Raw genomic sequence first — 18,149 nt, 5'->3', positions numbered from 1 at the left:
ACTTTGCAGCAGGAGCGAAGCAGGTGTCTTGCACTGCAGCTTCGCTCCCGATCGCGCTTTTATTTTTTAGCGAATGAAGGTAATTTAAATCTAAAAAAGTTGTCTTTTCGCCGGATATATTTTAAAATTATTGTTTAAAAAAGTTTGAAAATCAATAATTATAATATAAGGAAACCTGTGTGGTGAGCACTATGCAAATCCTAGCCGCCAGCCTCAAAGCACAAGTCCGCCAGCGCACTTTTGAACTGCAAGTTCTCAACGAACTTACCGTGAAAGTACAACTTGCCACGGTTGCTGAGGAAATTTGGTCTGCGTGTATCGAACATATCGGGCGTCTGATTCCTGCGGAGACGATCCTCTTCGTTGGCGCAGCCCCCGTAGGGGCGGGCTTTCCTTCGGATCGCTTCGCTAACGCTAACGAACTTTTGACGCTACCGGACGATCGACTATACCTCCAACCACCGTCAAACCCTTTAACTGCTCGCACCAAAGCCAAAATTAAAGCACGATTGCAAGCAGCCCGCGTTGAATGGCTCGCTGGAAATCGGGACTGGGCGTACAACATCGCTTTGCCACCAATCGGTCAGTTTAAGTCTGTCTTGATGGCACCAGCTAACGAAGATGAAAGTCAAGAATTGTTGGGAGTATTTTTTGTCGGTGCAGAGCAGGCAACTGCTTTTAATATCGAACACCTTTGTTTGCTCCAAACTGTCGCTCAAATTTGTGCAACATCTTTGATTAATTTAGCAGCTAAAAAGCCGAATCTCAAGGAAAAAGATCGAGATAATTTTGCCGTCGGTGAGGAAACTAAAGAATTCGTATTGCGGGCTTTGGCGGACTGTGCGCCGGACATAGTTTTTGCCAAAGATCGAAATTTTAAATACATTTTTGTTAATCAAATTTTAGCGCAGTATTTAGGAAAAAATGTTGAAGAAATTCTCGGAAAAGATGACATTGAATTAGGATTTTCAGCAGCAGCCGTATTTGGCGATCGCCAAGGCTTTGTTAGGGGCATTCGCGAGGAAGATCGAGCTGTACTCGCCGGGGAGATGGTTCGCAATCCCTACCAGGCGATCGTCTTTGGAGGCGACAGACAACACTTTTTTGACGCCCAAAAACTGCCGCTGCGCGATGCGGAGGGCAATATATTTGGGGTTTTGGGTATTTATCGGGAAATTTTAGAACACTCCGCCGCAGAGGAAGCCAGAAATCAAAGCCAAGCCAAACTGCAAAAAATTACTGCTAGCGTACCTGGTACGGTATATCAAATTGACTTGCAGCCAGACGGTTCGATGACCTTCTCGTTTGTGAGCGCGGGCTGTCGAGAATTGTATGAAATAGAACCAGAGGTGGCTCAGCAGGATATTCATGTAATTGTTGACATGATTCATCCCGAAGATCGAGATGATTTTGTTAACTCGGTGCAGATTTCTGCTGAAAGTTTGCAGCCTTGGCGGTGGGAAGGCAGAATTGTTACTCCGTCAGGAAAACTGAAATGGATGCAAGGAGCTTCTCAACCGGAAATGCAAGAATCGGGGGAGATAGTTTACTACGGCTTGTTTACGGATATTAGCGATCGCAAACGAGCGGAATTAAAACTGCAACTTTATCAAGAAATATTTTTAAAGTCTAACGATGCGATCGCCATTTTAGACCCCCAAGGCTATTATTTAGAAACAAATCAAGCTCACACGGTTTTGCTGGGTTACACCTCATCGAAATTGTGGGGAAAAACCCCTGCGATTCACATGGGAGAACCGGCTTTTGCGTCGCTGCTGAAAAGCTTAGCCGAAACAGGGAGTTATCGAGGCGAAATAACCTGTGTTAAGGCTTTACAAGCCGGAATCTTTGAGGCGGAACTTTCGGCTTTTGCGGTTCTCAATGATGCTGGGGATGTGGTTTGTTACGTCAGCGTCAAAAGAGATATCACCGAACGCAAGCGAGCTGAGGACAAACTTAAACTTTATCGAGAAATATTTTTAAACTCCAACGATGCGATCGTAATTATCGATGCTGATGGGTTTTTTCTGGAACAAAATCGCGCTCACCAATCGCTGCTAGAATACACAGACGCAGAATTAGAAGCAGAAGCGCCGCCGCTGGTGGCGGAGGAGCGCTTTTCGGCAATTACCAAAAATTTAGCGAAAACAGGAACTTTTCGGGGCGAAATTACTAACTCTACTAAAAAAGGACGCACCCTGGCGATCGACGTAGCGGCCTACTCTGTGATGAACAACAGCGCCGATATAATTTGTCACGTCTGCGTCAAGCGCGACATTACCGAACGCAAAAAAGGAGAAGAAGAACGGCAAAAATTTGTGTCTTTGATTGAAAATAGCAGCGATTTTATCGGTATGGCTACTCTCGAAGGCCACACGCTTTTTGTCAACGAAGCCGGACGCAAAATGGTTGGTGTAGAGCGGCTTTCGGAAATGCTTTATACGGAGATATGGGATTATATAGGTAACACTTTTAAACAAAAATTTACTCAAGAGATTTTGCCAAAAATGCTCGGTGACGGTCAGTGGCAAGGTGAAGGTCAAATGCAGAACTTCCACAGCCAAAAACGCATAGATGTGGTGATAAATGCTTTTCTGGTCAAGCATCCTCAAAGAAGCGAACCGCTGTGCTTTGCTGCGGTAATTCGCGATGTCACCGAACGCAAGCAAGCTGAGAGAATGCTGCGGGAACAAGCAGAACAAGAACGGCTGGTTTCGGCGATCGCCCAGCGAGTCCGGCAGTCTCTCAATCTCACTCAAACTCTGAGCACAGCCGTAGAAGAAGTGCGGCATTTGCTAGGGACTGACCGCACGGTAATTTATCGTTTTGATTCGGAGAAAACAGCGATTGTGGTTGTGGAATCTGTGGGCGAGGATTGGATGCCACTGCTAGACAGAAAGCTGGAAGAATCATCTTTTGAGGAAAGTTATGTATCGGTGTACCGCGCTGGTAAAATTCAAGCTATTGAAGATGTTCATACGGCAAGCTTGAGCGACATCCACCTAAATTTTTTGGTGAGTTTGCAGGTAAGGGCTAATTTAGTTGTCCCAATTTTTATCGGCGATGAAAATCAAGAGTCGATCGCCGAAAATTGGTCAAAAACTCCCGGAACAGAATCGCACATCGCCAGTTGGGAAACCAGTCAAAATCGGTTGTGGGGATTGCTGGTTGCTCACCAGTGCGGTGGCCCGCGCGCTTGGACTGATTCTGAGGTGGATTTGCTGGGAAGGTTGAGCGTGCAGTTGGCGATCGCCATTCAGCAATCTACTTTGTTTGAACAAGCGCAGCAGGCCCGAGAAGCAGCCCTAGAAGCCTCTAGAATGAAGTCGCTATTTTTGGCAAATATGAGTCACGAAATCCGCACTCCGATGAATGGAGTGATGGGAATGACTGATTTGCTGCTGAAAACAAATCTCACTCCCGAACAGCTAGACTTTGTGCAGACGCTGAAACTCAGCAGCCAAAATTTGCTATCAATCATTAATGATATTCTCGATCTCTCCAAACTGGAAGCCGGAGAAATGCGCTTGGAAACCATCGAATTTGACCTCAGTATCTGTTTGGATGAAGTGCTGGATTTGTTAGCAACTCCCGCACAAGAAAAAGGTATAGAATTGGTGGCGCTGATTGACAGCGACGTGCCGCAGCAAATTAGAGGCGATGCAGCGAGGTTGCGGCAAATTCTCACTAACTTAATCAACAATGCGATTAAGTTTACCGAAGTAGGAGAAGTAGTAATTGAGGTTTCTACTGGCAGACCTCCGGGGTTGGTGGCAGCCAGTGGCACCCGCAAAAAATTAGAGAATATGCAGCCGTTAAAACTCGGAGGCGATCGCTCGCTGTTGCTGCTGTTTAAAATCACAGATACAGGAATTGGTATAACGACAGAAGACCAAATAAAGCTGTTTCAATCTTTTACTCAAGTTGATGCTTCTACAACGAGAAAATACGGTGGCACAGGTTTAGGCTTGGCTATTTCTAAGCAGTTGGTGGAGTTGCTAGGGGGTCAAATAGGCGTGGAAAGTACGCTTGGTCAAGGCTCAACTTTTTGGTTTACTGTGCCGGCTGTTAAGGAAAATTTGACTGCGAGGACAGCGTGCGACGTGAATTTGCAAACGGTGTTGGCGGGGCGAAAAATGTTAGTTGCTAGCGATAAGCCGACATTGCGAAAAGTGCTGCTGAAAATGGCTGTTTTGTGGGGAATGGAAGTTGACGAGGTTGAGAACGGTTGGATGGCGATCGCCTCTTTGTACAAAGCTGTCAGCATTAATTCTCCTTACGCTATTGTTTTGGTGGATATTCAGTTACCGGAAATGGTGGCGGGAAGTCTGGAACGTTTGATGATTGCTGAGCAGGCTATGCAGCAAACGCATTGGGTGGTGTTGACTTGCATTACTCAGATATCGGAGGCGAAACGTTTGGTAGATATCGGTTTTAGCGGCTATTTAACTAAACCTGTGAAAGCTCATCGGCTGTTTGATTGTTTGGTGAATGCGATCGCCCCTAGTGTTGAAATCGATCTGTCGCTGGCTAATCCCACCAATAATCAAGCTTCAGTTATTGACAATCGGCAGTTAGCCAGCTTGAAGATTTTGTTAGTTGAAGATACTCCGATCAATCAAAAAGTTGGCTTGAATCAACTCAAACTTTTGGGATGCGCTGCGGATGTGGCGAATAACGGTGCTGAGGCGCTATCGATGCTGACTCTCAAAAAGTATGACATTGTGTTGATGGACTGTCAGATGCCGGTTTTGGACGGTTACGAAGCGACGCGGGAATTGCGCCGTCTGGAAGCGACAGGCGCTGCTGGTTTGGGGGAGTTGGATCTTCATACGGTGGTGATTGCGATGACGGCGAATGCTTTGAAGGGCGATCGGGAAAAGTGTCTGGCTGCGGGGATGGACGATTATATTAGCAAACCTATTTCGATCGAAAAGTTGAAATCTGTACTAGAAAATTGGTCGGTAAAGTTAAAAATTGAAAGTCCCAAGTTTCAGGGCGAGGAACTCGAAAACTCTGCAGCGGATCTAGAATCTGTAGTGGATATGGCGCGTTTGCACGAAATTGCTGGCGCTGATTTAGATTTTGAGCTGGAAATTTTGCAAGCTTTTGTGGTGGATACTGACAGTTATTTAAAAGCAGCTAAGGGGGCGATTTCCTCGGGAGATGTGCAGGCGCTGGCCCGCCACGCGCATCAAATTAAAGGTGTCAGCGCTACGGCGGCGGTGCGGCGAATGCCAGATTTGGCTGCTGAGCTTCAAACTATGGCCGAATCCAACGATTTGGAGGGCGCAACGAAAATCATCGCTGAATTAGAAATAATTCTGGCGGGGGTTGAACAGTGGACGGCTGGTCAGTAATAGGTTCTACAGTATTTGTAGGAGTGCCCGGGCCTAAAAAATCATGATAGTTTGGCTGCAAAAGAAGTGTGGGTTTTTTTGCACGGGCGATAGTTTGCAAGGTGCGGATCTATGAGATTATGGATATGTTTAGGGATTTTCGCTAGGCGACGCAACCTAGGACTTGATTGATTTTATGCAGAAGTGGCCCGATCGCCCGATCGCAAATACCTCCTATTAGCCCCTGCGATCGATAGCCTGTAAAGATTTTTAACTTTTTATCAAGATATTTATTTCTATGTGACGAGATTAGGAACTCTTATAACATCTTGTGTGTTGTAGCTTTTGACACTACTAAATTGAGTTATTGTGGTGAAATATAAAATAATCATTAAGCCGATCGCTCAAAAGATACTTTTCGTATATCGGCTTGAAAGACTAAGATCGGATTTTCGCCCGCCCAACCCATTAACTGCGTATTTACGCTTGAGGAGGTTTTATGACTCCAATCATGTTACGTCAACTCTGGTCGTTAATTGAGACCACCCAAGCCACTCTGTTAGTCAATTTAGACGATGCCACCCTAGTACAGTGGCTGCTGAAGCAGTTGAAGGCAAACTCTGCGCTCAATGGCAATGAAACAGATGTGTTGAACGAGTACATCGAGTCTCGGCTGTCGCTAATTCGCGATTTAGCTGAGGAGCGTTTGGCCCCCGATCAGTTCTGAGCCGATTAAATCAAAATTGGATACATATTGTAGAGAAGGGCGATCGCCCGCAGCCGGCTAAAAAAGATCGGCTGGTTTGCGTGGAGTTGTCGCGGTTCACAACAGCTAATTTGAAGCAGCCCGATGTTGTAAAGGGGCGATCGGCAAAGTTATCGACAGCGACAAGGTAGGATCGTCAGGAAAGCGTTCTACTAAAATCTATGCGTAAATGGGGATTTCTGTTGCTAGCAAGCGTGTTATTAGTCGCACCGCTAGCATCTTGTCGGGATCGATCGGCACAAACCGCACAAAATACAGCTACAAATTCTGGTGAAGGCAAATCGCAACAAGGTTCCAGCCGGATAGATACTATTGTCAGCCGCGGCAAACTCATTTGTGGCGTCAGCGGCGAACTACCGGGTTTTAGCTTTGTAGACGAAAAAGGTAAATATTCGGGACTCGATGTAGATGTGTGCAGGGCGGTGGCGGCCGCAATATTTGACGATCCCGAAAAAGTCGAATACCGAAAGCTCAACGCCAAAGATAGATTTACTGTTTTGCAATCTGGAGAAATCGACCTTCTCAGCCGAAATACCACCTTTACGGCGAGTCGCGACAGCACTACGGGACTGGAATTTGCGCCAATTGTCTTTTATGACTCTCAAAGCATCATGGTCAAAAAAGACAGCGGCATCAAAAGTTTAAAAGATTTTGCGGGCAAATCTATCTGCGTGCAGACAGGTACGAGCAACGAACAAAATTTGTCCGACCAAATGCGAAAATTAGGAGTCAAATATACTCCTGTCGTGTTTGAAGATGTGAATGCTACCTTTGCTACCTATCAAGAAGGTCGCTGTCAAGGTGTTACTTCCGATCGATCGCAACTTCTTTCTAAGCGCACAACTCTACCGAATTCCGAGAACAATGTGATTTTGCCGGTAGTGATGTCAAAAGAACCCTTAGCCCCAGCGGTAAAAAGCGGCGATGCGAAATGGGCGGATGCGGTGAGATGGATTATTTTTGCGACGATTGAAGCTGAAGATTTGGGAATTAATTCAGCAAATGTAGATAAAATTGCCGCAAGCAGTACCGATCCAAACGTCAAACGTTTGCTAGGAAAAGAAGGAGACTTAGGTAAAGGTTTCGGACTCTCGAACGATTTCGCTCTCCGCGTTGTTAAAAAAGTGGGGAATTACGGGGAAATTTACGATCGCAACCTCGGCCCGAAAAGTACACTTAAGTTAGACCGGGGTCAAAACAAACTCTGGAAAGATGGCGGTTTGCTTTACTCGCCGCCCTTCCGTTAATTTTTGTTAGTCATTAGTCATTGGTTATTGGTTATTGGTTATTAGTTATTAGTCATTAGTCATTAGTCATTAGTCAGTTTTTGTTGTAAGCTGTTGAGTATCTAAATTATATTTTTGGGCGGTCATAAACCCTCCCCACCAGAAAAATTTCATCCAAATTGACTCTAAAATTTAGATGCGCCTGGGCTTACTAACCAATAACCAATAACCAATAACCAATAACTAATAGTTAACCAATAACTAATAGCCAACCAATAACCAATAACCAATAACTAATAACCAATAACCAATAACAATGATGAAACTGCTGCGGGACGATCGCTTGTGGAAAATAGTCGGACAGGCGATCGCCCTAATTTTAGTAATAACTGTAATCGCCATTTTTTGGGATAATATCAGCGCCAATTACGCGCAACTAGGGATTGAATTTGGATTTGACTTTCTCAATTCCCAAGCATCCTTCGACATCGGCGAAAGCGTAATTCCCTACAGTCCCGAAAACACCTACAGACAAGCTTATTTTGTCGGTTTAGTCAACTCGCTGCGGGTAATGGGGCTGGGGATTGTTTTCACAACAATTGCGGGTGTGACGGTAGGAATTGCTCGCCTTTCCGACAACTGGTTGCTGCGAAATTTGGCTGCTTTGTACGTAGAAATTCTGCGAAACACGCCCTTATTGCTGCAGTTATTTTTCTGGTATTTTGCAGTGTTCATTTCCCTGCCAAAACTGGAAGATAATCCGCAGATGAAAGGGCCGATTTACTTGACAAATCGCGGCATTGCTGTACCTTGGCCTGCACCTTTGCCCGGTTTTGAGATTTGGTTGATTTTATTAACTGTCGGAGTTTTGGCTGCGGCGGGGCTGTGGATGTGGCGGGGGCGGGTGATGCTGGTAACAGCGAAGCCGGGAAGACAGTTGTTTTGGGCGGCAGGTGCGATCGGGCTAAGTGCGATCGTAGCTTTAATTATCACCAAAAATCTGCCTTTGCGCCTAGATTTTCCCCGCCTGACACCAGCATTGCAACTCCAAGGAGGATTAAAAATAACTCCAGAATTTGCAGCCTTGGTAACAGGACTCAGCTTGTATACTGGGAGTTACATTGCAGAAATTGTCCGCGCCGGAATTCAGTCAGTATCCCGAGGCCAGTGGGAAGCGGCAAAATCTTTGGGACTAAAATCGGGAACCGCGATGCGGATGGTAATTTTGCCGCAAGCCTTGCGGGTGATAGTGCCGCCTTTAACCAGTCAGTATTTAAATTTAGCTAAGAATTCAAGTTTAGCTGTGGCGGTTGCTTATCCCGATGTTTACTTTGTAGTGGGTTCTCCGACGTTGAATCAGACCGGTCGGGCGATCGAAGCAATGCTAATTATCATGGTAACATACTTAACAATTAGTTTAATAGTTTCTCTATTCATGAATTGGTACAATCAAACCGTACAACTCAAGGAAAGATAAAAACTTAATTCTGCTTACAATAAGGCAAATCAAATGGCGTACAGTGATTTCAGTTTAAGCAGCGTCTTAAAAGCATTTCAATTAAGTTATTCTGAAAATGCTAATTTGTTTGCGAACGAACAGAAACTAGAAAGCCGTCAAAATTTTAGAAATTTTAGTATAGCGGTTCTCAATAAAATGAGGTTTGCCCAATGCCCTGTTTGGCCAATGCCCACTCCTAGCACCTCATGTTACGCTCGAAAGGCTAGATATAAGTGCAATTAGAAATTAACCACTAACCACTAAAGAATTATGGAAAAAACCCCCGTACTACCGCCTCCCCCCACCGAATCGCCCACACCTTGGAATTGGGCGCGCAAAAACCTATTTAGTACCTGGTACAACTGCATTTTTACAGTAGTTTGTCTGATTGTCGGTTTCCAAACTATCAAAGGAATTATCGTTTGGGCTACAACAAAAGCTCAGTGGCGGGTATTAGAAGCCAACTTACCGCTATTTTTTGCGGGCAGATTTCCTAGCGAATCCTACTGGCGGCTGTGGATAGTGGCGGGAATAATTGCTTTGTTGGGAGGCTTGACTTGGGGAAATATTCAGCGGGAAGAACGACTTTGGAATGCGCCTACATTGATTTTACTCGGTTCTGCGGTTGTCGGTGCGCTGATTTCGCCGATCGACCAAACCTCTCGCTTCTACCTCTTAGGAATTATTATCGCAGCCATCGCCGGCTACGTCACCGCCAGACAAGTCAACCGCAACCCCTCGCCCCCCCTTAGCAAGGGGGGGTTGGGGGGGGTTAGCTGGATGCCAGGAATTTGGGCTTTATCCTTCCCGCTGATTTTGTGGCTAATTAAAGGCGGGTTAGGTTTGAGAGAAGTCTCGACAAATGATTGGGGCGGTTTAGTGTTGACGCTGTTTTTAGCAATAATTAGTATTGTGCTTTCCTTTCCCTTGGGAGTATTGCTAGCCTTGGGAAGACAAAGTTCTTTGCCCGTCGTTAAACTGCTTTCAACATTATATATTGAAATCGTTCGCGGTTTGCCATTAATTGGCATTTTGTTTTTAGGTCAAGTGATGTTGCAATTATTCTTGCCGCCGGAATATCCCAAATTAGATAGAGTCGTAAGGGCGATCGCCGGATTAACATTATTCAGTGCGGCATACTTGGCAGAAAACGTGCGCGGGGGCTTGCAAGCCGTACCCAGGGGACAAATAGAAGCGGCAAGGGCGATCGGGCTAAACACACCACTACTTACAATTCTCATTGTACTACCCCAAGCGTTGCGAACAGTCATTCCGGCGATCGGCGGTCAATTCATCGGATTATTCATGGATACATCCCTACTTGCCCTATTTGGAATGTTAGAATTAATCGGAATATCCCGCGCAATTTTAGCAAATCCATCATACATCGGCAGGTACGCCGAAGTTTACATATTCGTCGGCCTAATTTATTGGATATTTTGCTATTCAATGTCATTAGCTAGCCGCAAACTAGAACGTAGTCTCGAAAAAAGTCATTAGCTATTGGTTATTGGTTATTGGTTGTTGGTTATTGGTTATTGGTTATTAGACTATTTTTCAATACGAATTTCTATCAGCGTTCATCTGCGTTCATCAGCGGTTAACAAATAAAACAAACATGGAAACTCAATCCACAAATCCCGAAACAGTAATCGTAGCAGAAAATGTCCATAAATGGTACGGAAATTTTCACGTACTGCGAGGCGTTAGCATGAACGTCAACCGAGGCGAAGTCGTCGTCATAATGGGCCCGTCCGGTTCGGGAAAATCCACATTTATTCGTACTTTCAACGCCTTAGAAGCATATCAGCAAGGTAAAATCACGATCGACGGAATCGAACTTTCCCACGACTTGCGGAACATCGAGACAATTCGCCGGGAAGTAGGAATGGTATTTCAACAATTCAACCTGTTTCCCCACCTATCAGTCTTGCAAAACGTCATGCTAGCACCCGTATGGGTGCGCCGCTGGCCCAAGAAAAAAGCCGAAGAAGCAGCAATGCAACTGTTAGAAAGAGTGGGAATTTTGGAACAAGCACAAAAATATCCCGGACAGCTATCTGGCGGACAGCAGCAACGGGTAGCAATTGCACGTTCTTTAGCAATGCAGCCTAAAATTATGCTTTTTGACGAACCAACATCAGCATTAGATCCAGAAATGGTGCGAGAAGTTTTAGATGTGATGCGAAATTTGGCTGAAACTGGAATTACAATGGTAGTAGTAACTCACGAAGTCGGATTTGCGCGCGAAGTAGCGGATCGCATTGTATTGATGGACGGTGGCGTTTTAGTGGAAGAAGCCGGGCCGGAAGAGTTTTTTCAGAATCCGAAGGAAGAACGCACCCGCAAGTTTTTATCTCAGATATTGTAACTGATTTTCAAGTTTAATCGGTGAATTTGGCGGCGGTAGCAGCCGTAAAAAAAGACAGAATTAAGGTAAAATAAAAAAGTGTACAATCAGTCTATATTTTGCTGAGATAGCTTGCAATGCCATCCACAAAAACTCTGCCGTTAGTTAAAGACTCGGAACGCCTAGAAAGTCGCCTCAAAGAAATTCCGGCGGTTCCTGGTGTATACTTAATGCGAGACGAGAGCGATCGCATCCTTTACATCGGTAAATCAAAAAAACTGCGAAATCGTGTCCGTTCCTACTTCCGCGAAAGCCAAAACCTCAGTCCCCGCATCGCGATGATGGTACAGCAAGTGCGGGAAATTGAATTCATCGCCACCGACACAGAAGCGGAAGCTTTAGCATTAGAAGCAAACCTTGTAAAACAGCACCAACCTTACTTTAATGTCCTCCTTAAGGACGATAAAAAATATCCCTATTTGTGCATAACTTGGTCGGAAGAATACCCGCGCATTTTCATCACCCGTAAACGTCGCGCCAGCAGTGCAAAAGACCGCTACTACGGCCCCTACGTCGATACAGGGGCGCTGCGGAGTACGCTGCATTTAATCAAGCGGATTTTCCCCCTGCGACAGCGCCCTCAGCCGCTGTTTAAAGACCGTCCTTGTTTGAATTACGACATCGGTCGCTGCGTCGGCGTTTGTCAAGGGCTAACTTCGCCGGAAGAATACCGCAAAATTATCCAAAAGGTAGCGATGATTTTTCAGGGAAGGACTCAGGAATTGCTGGATATTCTGGAACCGCAAATGGAACAAGCAGCGGAAGATTTAAATTTTGAAACTGCGGCGCGGATTCGAGATCAAATTAAGGGTTTGCAGTCTTTGAGTGCTGGTCAAAAAGTGTCTTTACCGGATGATACGGTTTCTAGAGATGCGATCGCCCTTGCAGCCGGCACTCAGCACGCTTGCGTTCAATTATTCCAGATTCGTGCCGGCCAATTAGTCGGAAGACTGGGATTTATTGCAGAAATACCCCCCCAACCCCCCCTTACCAAGGGGGGGCAAGAGTTGTCTCAACCCCTTACCAAGGGGGGGCAAGAGTTGTCTCAACTTTCTGTTTCCTCCCCTCTTTGCGAAGGTGGGGAACCGGGGGTGGAACCGGGAGCAATTTTGCAGCGGGTGTTGGAGGAACATTATCAAAATGTCGAATCTGTAGAAATTCCTAGCGAAATTTCAGTGCAGTACGAATTGCCAGAAGCGGAAATATTAGCAGATTGGTTGAGCAATCGTAAAGGACGAAAAGTGACAATTGTGACTCCGCAGCGCCAAACTAAGGCGGAGTTGATTGAGATGGTGGAACGCAATGCTGAGTATGAATTGGCGAGAATGCAGAGATTGGGCGATCGCAATTCTCAAGCAATGGAAGATTTAGCAGAACTTCTCGATTTGCCCGAACTGCCGCACCGCATAGAAGGTTACGATATTTCTCACATTCAAGGTTCGGATGCGGTAGCTTCCCGCGTCGTATTTATTGATGGTTTGCCGGCCAATCAACACTACCGCCATTACAAAATTAAGAATCCTGAAATTAAATCGGGTCATTCTGACGATTTTGCGAGTTTAGCAGAAGTTATCGGTAGGAGATTCCGAAAGAATCAGGAAAAAGAAAGTTCGGCAACGAACAATGTACGGGATTTAACGGATCAAAGTAATGAAAATGAATTGAGTAATTTAGGATTGCGGCAAGAAGTCAGTAGTTTATCTTCGGTTTCTCATACTATTTCTGACAAACCGGATTTGATTATGATAGATGGTGGCAAAGGTCAACTGTCAGCAGTTGTGGCTGTTTTGCGGGAGATGAATTTGCTAGATGAGTTGCGGGTTGTCAGTTTGGCTAAGCAGCGAGAGGAGATATTTTTGCCGGGGGAATCTTTGCCGCTGCCGACTAATTCTGACCAGCCAGGGGTACAATTATTACGCAGGGTGCGGGATGAGGCGCACAGATTTGCTGTGAGTTTTCACCGGGATCAAAGAAGCCAGAGAATGAAGCGATCGCGCCTTGATGATATTCCGGGATTGGGACACCACCGGCAAAAACTGTTGTTAGCGCATTTTCGGTCGATCGACTATCTGCGTTTAGCGACTCGCCAACAGTTGGCAGAAGTTGCTGGGATTGGCCCGCGTCTGGCGCAGCAAATCTACGATTATTTCCACCCGTAAAGCCTTTGGTAGCCTGGGAAAGGGAGATTTTTGGCTGGTTGGGCGATCGGGCCGCAAGTCCCGATTTAGCCCTTGGGAGGGACAACTTAAAAAATTTTGCACAGGCCTATTGCAATTTTTAGAAGCTTGTGTTATATTTGGATTCTGTGTGCGGGCATAGTTTAGTGGTAAAACTTTAGCCTTCCAAGCTAACTATGCGGGTTCGATTCCCGCTGCCCGCTTACGAATATATGAGCCTCAAGCCAACGATAAATCAACGGTTTGAGGTTTTTTATTGCCTAAATTACCAGGCATTAGGGCGTTGAGGTAACTAGAAATTGGATACAAATTAGCCACCTATCACCCTGTTGACACTAAATTGGATACAAATTGGATATGATTTTGTATCCAATTTAGACCTGTACTCAGTCCCTGTCCCCCAGTAGATCCAACACCGCCTCCATATCTGCCAAGTCAGCCCTCGACTTTTTACGCCGCCCTTTCAACTGGTTAAGCAACTCTGCCGGCTCTGGCAACTCCGCGACGGTCGGAGCTAAATTAGTTTCCCGATCGCGCTGCGCTTCCTTAAGTTCTTGCTCCAACATCTGCACCTTCAAAACCAAATCGCCGTTGCGCTCGTGTAACTGATTCAGTTCTGCGTCCCATTCTGTAAGTTGCTTGTTGGCCGCTTTCAATTCCTGCCTGAGTGATTCATCGTTGCCATCACTCAGGCACTCAATTTTCCCAAGCGTTCTTCAATCCCTGCAAACTTAGCTGCTAGTAGTGTATCTAGTTTACCGTCTAGCGATATGTCTAGCACGGGTTCTATATCTCGAATTGCGGGCATTGGTTCGGGTAGAAGTTCAGATTTTGTGATCGGAGTTGCAGAAGAATTGGCTGCTGTTTCTAAAGTCCGCACCACCCAAGCATTAACGCTCAAGCCCTGCGCTGCTGCTACCTCTTTAATCGTTTCCAGTAAATCGCGCCGTCCGTCTAATCTCAAATTAAGCTGCACCCTATCCGTCATGTCTAATGCTTCTAATTACCACTAGACACATACTATCACCATGTCTAGTTGCTGTCTAGTGTTTTTAGGAATTAGTTCAACTTGTCTAGGGTTTGTCTAGCACACAATTGGCACAATTTTAAAAAACTGGCACACCGAACCGGCCCCAAAATCTAAGCCAATTGGCACAAGGCGATCGGCGGGGATTTTGGGAGAGCAAGTAGAATCTCAAAATCCCAGAATTGAGGGATTCTAGAGCTTCATCAGGTTGGAGCCTTCACATTCTGTCTGCCGAATATTCCTCACAGGCTTGTCGAATCTGACAATGTAAGTCTCACCAGCGCGACCGTGCCAGACATCCGAAATCTCACCGCGAACACCTTGGAACATACCGCCCACATCTTTAATTACAACTCGATCGCCTTTCTCAAAGGTTCTGAGATTTTTGGTAGTGGTTGCTGTAGAAACCTCTATTTCTGTAGTACAGCTCATCATTAAGGATTTTGAGTTTTTGGAAGAAGGTGTTTTTGTATCCACAGTATCCACACTTAGCTCTAAAGTCTCATCTGGTAAAGGTTTAAAGGTGTGGATAGGGTTATCCACAGTGTATCCACACTTATCCACACTTTTGTCGTTAAGTGTGGATAAGTGTGGATAAGGTAATTTGTTACTGTAGATAACCTGAGCGCTTACTATGTCTTGGTTAGAGTCTAGTGTGGATACTGTGGAGTGTGGAGTGAGGGTAAAGGTAATTTTTTGCCCCTTAGATGTAACTTCGCCATACTTCAAAACAACTAATTCTCGAAGCCAGTCGCGTATTTGCTGCCCTGTGGGGCGATGTTTTGAATCAAAAGATAGGCTGACATCTCGAGCTGATACCCTCCCACCCTTGCGTTCTGCTAGCGAAATAATTTTTGCCAAACTAGGAGCCAGCGCTGTTGAATCACAAATTTCTAGATTTAAACTCAAAGCTTGGTCTGTGGTGTATTTCACGAATTTGATAGCAGCTCGGATAGTTTCAGCAGAAATAGCTGAAGAAATCTCGACACTCTGAAACGCACCATGAATGCAGTGCAGTATAGTTGCCAGCTTGCCGACTTTCTCAGGAGCTTTGCCAAACATCGAGCGCATTCCTTGCTTAGAACTTGCTATCCGATCGCGTTCGCACTGATTGTAATAAGCGATAAAAAGTTTTCTAGCAGCCTTGTCTAGCTCAAATTTTTGGGGAGGCAATGTGTCTAGCCTTGCATACAGCGAAGTTAGCATTGGAGTTAGGTCAACGCTTGGCGCATCCTCAAAAAGTTCTGTTGCGGCTAGTGGCTGTTGAACAAAATCAAAGCGGGCAAATTTGCCGTTGTCATCATTGCCTTCTCCCAAGAACGTTGCCAAAACCTTTGGCTGAATATTTCCAAATATTGAAAGACCGACATTCCTTGCATTCACGGCTAAGCCCGCAGCACGTAAAACGGCAGAACCGCCACCGCTCCAATATTCAAGTAAATTTTCTTCATCAGAACCCTTACCCCCTCGGTACTGGTTAGCGGATTTGAAAGCACCCGCAAGCTCGTCAGCTACCCAAAGTAAAGATTGTTGTGGCAACCTGCCTACTTGTGCAGCAATGCCTTCTCCTGTTGCTGTTGTAAAATGGTAAATTTTCTGAGCTGGTGGCTTAGGCATCGGACCTTTATCGGGTTCCTTGTCAGCCTTCCAGTGATTTAAATCTTCTTCGTAAGCAAGACTAGCTTTCTCAAACTCTTGGTCACTAACAACTTTTAATGCTTCCATCGGGTCAATGATGACTGCACGAATAACCGGAGTTTTCTTTTGAGAGCTTTCTGAAACCAGGGCACCGAAATAATTCGGGCATACCCTGAAGTTAGTTTGAGGGTAAAGCATTGTGGTTGTGCTGGCTTTCAGTAGAGTTGATACCTGTGTAAACAAAGCCAGCGTATAGCCTTCAGGCTTTAAATTCAAAGTTGTAGCTAGTCTTACAATTGCCTCTGCCAAAGGTTGTGGCAAAATTTCAAACAAATTGACATTAGTAGCTTTTGAGGCGAGTAAGCGGGCAACTTCGGCCGCTGTATCTTCTTGATCAGATTCTTGCTCTAATTCCTGTTCGCGAGTGCGGTAAATTTTCCAAATCTCAGCAGGAGTAAGTCGGTAAGTCTGAGCCAGCTCTGAAATCTTGATTTGAAGCTGTGACTTCCTTAAATCCAACTCAAGCAATTCATCAATTTTGGTTGCCAGGTCGGAAAGATTGGGGGCTTCAAATTTTGGATGAGTAACGATTTTTTGCGTCTGCCGGAGAGTGTCAAAAGTTTTCTTGTCTCCGATCGCCGCTTTGATATCGTCCGCAGTTATTTTGTGGTGTTCAACCCAGTCGGCAATGTCTAGCCCCTTGCTTTCGGGTAAGTTTTCCCAAGCTTTAGATTCAGGGAAAGGGTAAAGCCACAACGCGCCGGGGAATTCTTGATGCAATAGCTCAGCGTGTTTGATGCCTGGTTTATCGCGGTCAGGGCAGATTACGACGTTAGCGCCCTCTAAATCGCTTGTGTCAGTGGCTCGCCATTTGCCGGAACCGCCAATATTGCAGGTAGCGGCCAAGCCTAAATCCCAAAGTACATCGGCGCAAGATTCCCCTTCAACTATGAAAATCAGTTCATTATTTGCGATCGCTTTCTGGACATCGGTATAACGATAAATGGGGATATTTTCACGCGCCACCCCCTTAGTTCCAGCTACCCAGCCTATCTGTCGAGAAGCCTTACATTTACCCCAGCTTTCTTGAGCCCAGTCAGTTTTGCCTTCACCATTATCAAATCGAACAACCCGAACCAGTGGCAAGCCGTCGCGGGTGAAATACTCCCAGTAGCGAGTCTTGCGAGGGCGAATACTTTTTTTCTGTTGGATGGGGGCATAGTAAATTTTGCCATCCTTATCAGCTTTCGATGTTGCTTCCCAACCAGTAGCGGGTGGCTGGTCGCGATTACATACTGAAAGTTCGCCGATAAAGTAACACCAATCTGGTTTGCCACAGTGCGGGCATGGACTGGTTTTGGATGCACGAAGGAGTGCACGGCTTGTACTTTGTCCGTTGTTTGAGCTACTATTCATGATAGATACGTGTCCGCCTTAAAAAGCGGGTTGATTCCAAAAAACTGCTGTAATCAGGTTCCAATTGAAGGCAGCGGTTTTTTGGTGTTTACTGAGTTTTTGAAAAATTGAAAGCTTAAATGGAACCAGCTTATATCGCCATGCAAAACCAAGCATCAAAGGAATGCGTTTCGCCTGCGATAGAAAGCCAGTCATCCTCGTGCAAATGAGAGTCCAGCTTAGTTTTGGTGGGTCGTATGCACTCACGGCGCTTATCACCGGGCCGTCTGTTTACCGGGCTAACCCGCCCGCCCCTCCTAGCAACCTACTTTAGGAGATTCCCGAACCCATTCGTCGCCATCGACCGCGACAGATTCGTCTACTCTTTCTCTTGTCAAAGCATTTCATGGGCTGCCTACCGGATGCACCTCAATTGCTCAAGGTTAGGGTTCCACCAATTTAAATCCTACAACGTGCCGAAAAGTTGCGGCTATTTTTCCGAAGTTCCGGCGGAGTCTGTGCGAGTTCGGCGAATGTTGCCAGCGGAACTTCGGAAAAATCCCGCTAGTGAATAAGCCTGAAAGCTTAGAGAGTAAAATAGCTGAAAAATATATCAAAGTAGATGGTAAATAGTTTACTATCTATTTTCTTCTATTTTTTAACTAACATTATC

Annotated in this window: 10 protein-coding genes and 1 tRNA gene; 8 read left to right on the top strand and 3 right to left on the bottom strand. The window is 45.6% G+C overall.

Translation table 11 applies throughout. The features are described from left to right. Nucleotides 1–191 precede the first annotated feature (191 nt). The 8 genes from AACV78_RS24950 (at nucleotide 192) to AACV78_RS24915 (ending at nucleotide 13,619) form a co-directional block, all read left to right on the top strand. Complete coding sequence (locus tag AACV78_RS24950; protein WP_194011626.1) at nucleotides 192–5,360, top strand: PAS domain S-box protein; 5,169 nt, start codon at nucleotides 192–194, stop codon at nucleotides 5,358–5,360. Between the two features lie 478 nt (nucleotides 5,361–5,838). Continuing rightward, nucleotides 5,839–6,066, top strand: a complete 228-nt coding sequence (locus tag AACV78_RS24945; protein WP_194011614.1) for a hypothetical protein — start codon at nucleotides 5,839–5,841, stop codon at nucleotides 6,064–6,066. 200 nt (nucleotides 6,067–6,266) lie between these two features. After that, nucleotides 6,267–7,352: an amino acid ABC transporter substrate-binding protein gene (locus AACV78_RS24940; protein WP_194011613.1), complete on the top strand. Its 1,086-nt coding sequence runs from the start codon at nucleotides 6,267–6,269 to the stop codon at nucleotides 7,350–7,352. Nucleotides 7,353–7,647: 295 nt separating this feature from the next. Then, nucleotides 7,648–8,808, top strand: coding sequence for an amino acid ABC transporter permease (locus AACV78_RS24935; RefSeq protein WP_194011612.1), 1,161 nt, complete (start codon nucleotides 7,648–7,650; stop codon nucleotides 8,806–8,808). A 291-nt stretch (nucleotides 8,809–9,099) separates the two neighbouring features. Beyond that, nucleotides 9,100–10,329 (top strand): amino acid ABC transporter permease, encoded by a 1,230-nt coding sequence (locus AACV78_RS24930; protein WP_194074269.1) that lies wholly within the window; start codon nucleotides 9,100–9,102, stop codon nucleotides 10,327–10,329. Between the two features lie 118 nt (nucleotides 10,330–10,447). Next, nucleotides 10,448–11,200, top strand: a complete 753-nt coding sequence (locus tag AACV78_RS24925; RefSeq protein ID WP_194013110.1) for an amino acid ABC transporter ATP-binding protein — start codon at nucleotides 10,448–10,450, stop codon at nucleotides 11,198–11,200. Between the two features lie 116 nt (nucleotides 11,201–11,316). Continuing rightward, nucleotides 11,317–13,398, top strand: coding sequence for an excinuclease ABC subunit UvrC (uvrC, locus tag AACV78_RS24920; protein WP_194074268.1), 2,082 nt, complete (start codon nucleotides 11,317–11,319; stop codon nucleotides 13,396–13,398). 150 nt (nucleotides 13,399–13,548) lie between these two features. Further along, nucleotides 13,549–13,619, top strand: a tRNA-Gly gene (locus AACV78_RS24915). A gap of 183 nt (nucleotides 13,620–13,802) precedes the next feature. Here the strand turns inward: AACV78_RS24915 and AACV78_RS24910 are convergent. The 3 genes from AACV78_RS24910 to AACV78_RS24900 all read right to left on the bottom strand — a co-directional run bounded on the left by AACV78_RS24910 (nucleotide 13,803) and on the right by AACV78_RS24900 (nucleotide 17,497). Next, entirely contained in the window at nucleotides 13,803–14,072 is a 270-nt protein-coding gene (locus tag AACV78_RS24910; protein ID WP_194008096.1) for a flagellar alpha dynein, read from the bottom strand. 32 nt (nucleotides 14,073–14,104) lie between these two features. Then, nucleotides 14,105–14,404 carry a hypothetical protein gene (locus AACV78_RS24905; protein ID WP_194008097.1) on the bottom strand — a complete coding sequence of 100 codons (300 nt, stop codon included), beginning with the start codon at nucleotides 14,402–14,404 and terminating at the stop codon, nucleotides 14,105–14,107. Between the two features lie 231 nt (nucleotides 14,405–14,635). Beyond that, nucleotides 14,636–17,497 (bottom strand): DUF3987 domain-containing protein, encoded by a 2,862-nt coding sequence (locus AACV78_RS24900; protein WP_194008098.1) that lies wholly within the window; start codon nucleotides 17,495–17,497, stop codon nucleotides 14,636–14,638. Between the last annotated feature and the right edge of the window lie 652 nt (nucleotides 17,498–18,149).

Source organism: Tychonema sp. LEGE 07196 (assembly GCF_963890365.1).
GTDB lineage: Bacteria > Cyanobacteriota > Cyanobacteriia > Cyanobacteriales > Microcoleaceae > Microcoleus.
Note: the sequence above shows the minus strand (reverse complement) of the source record. Positions and strands in the feature narration are given on the sequence as shown.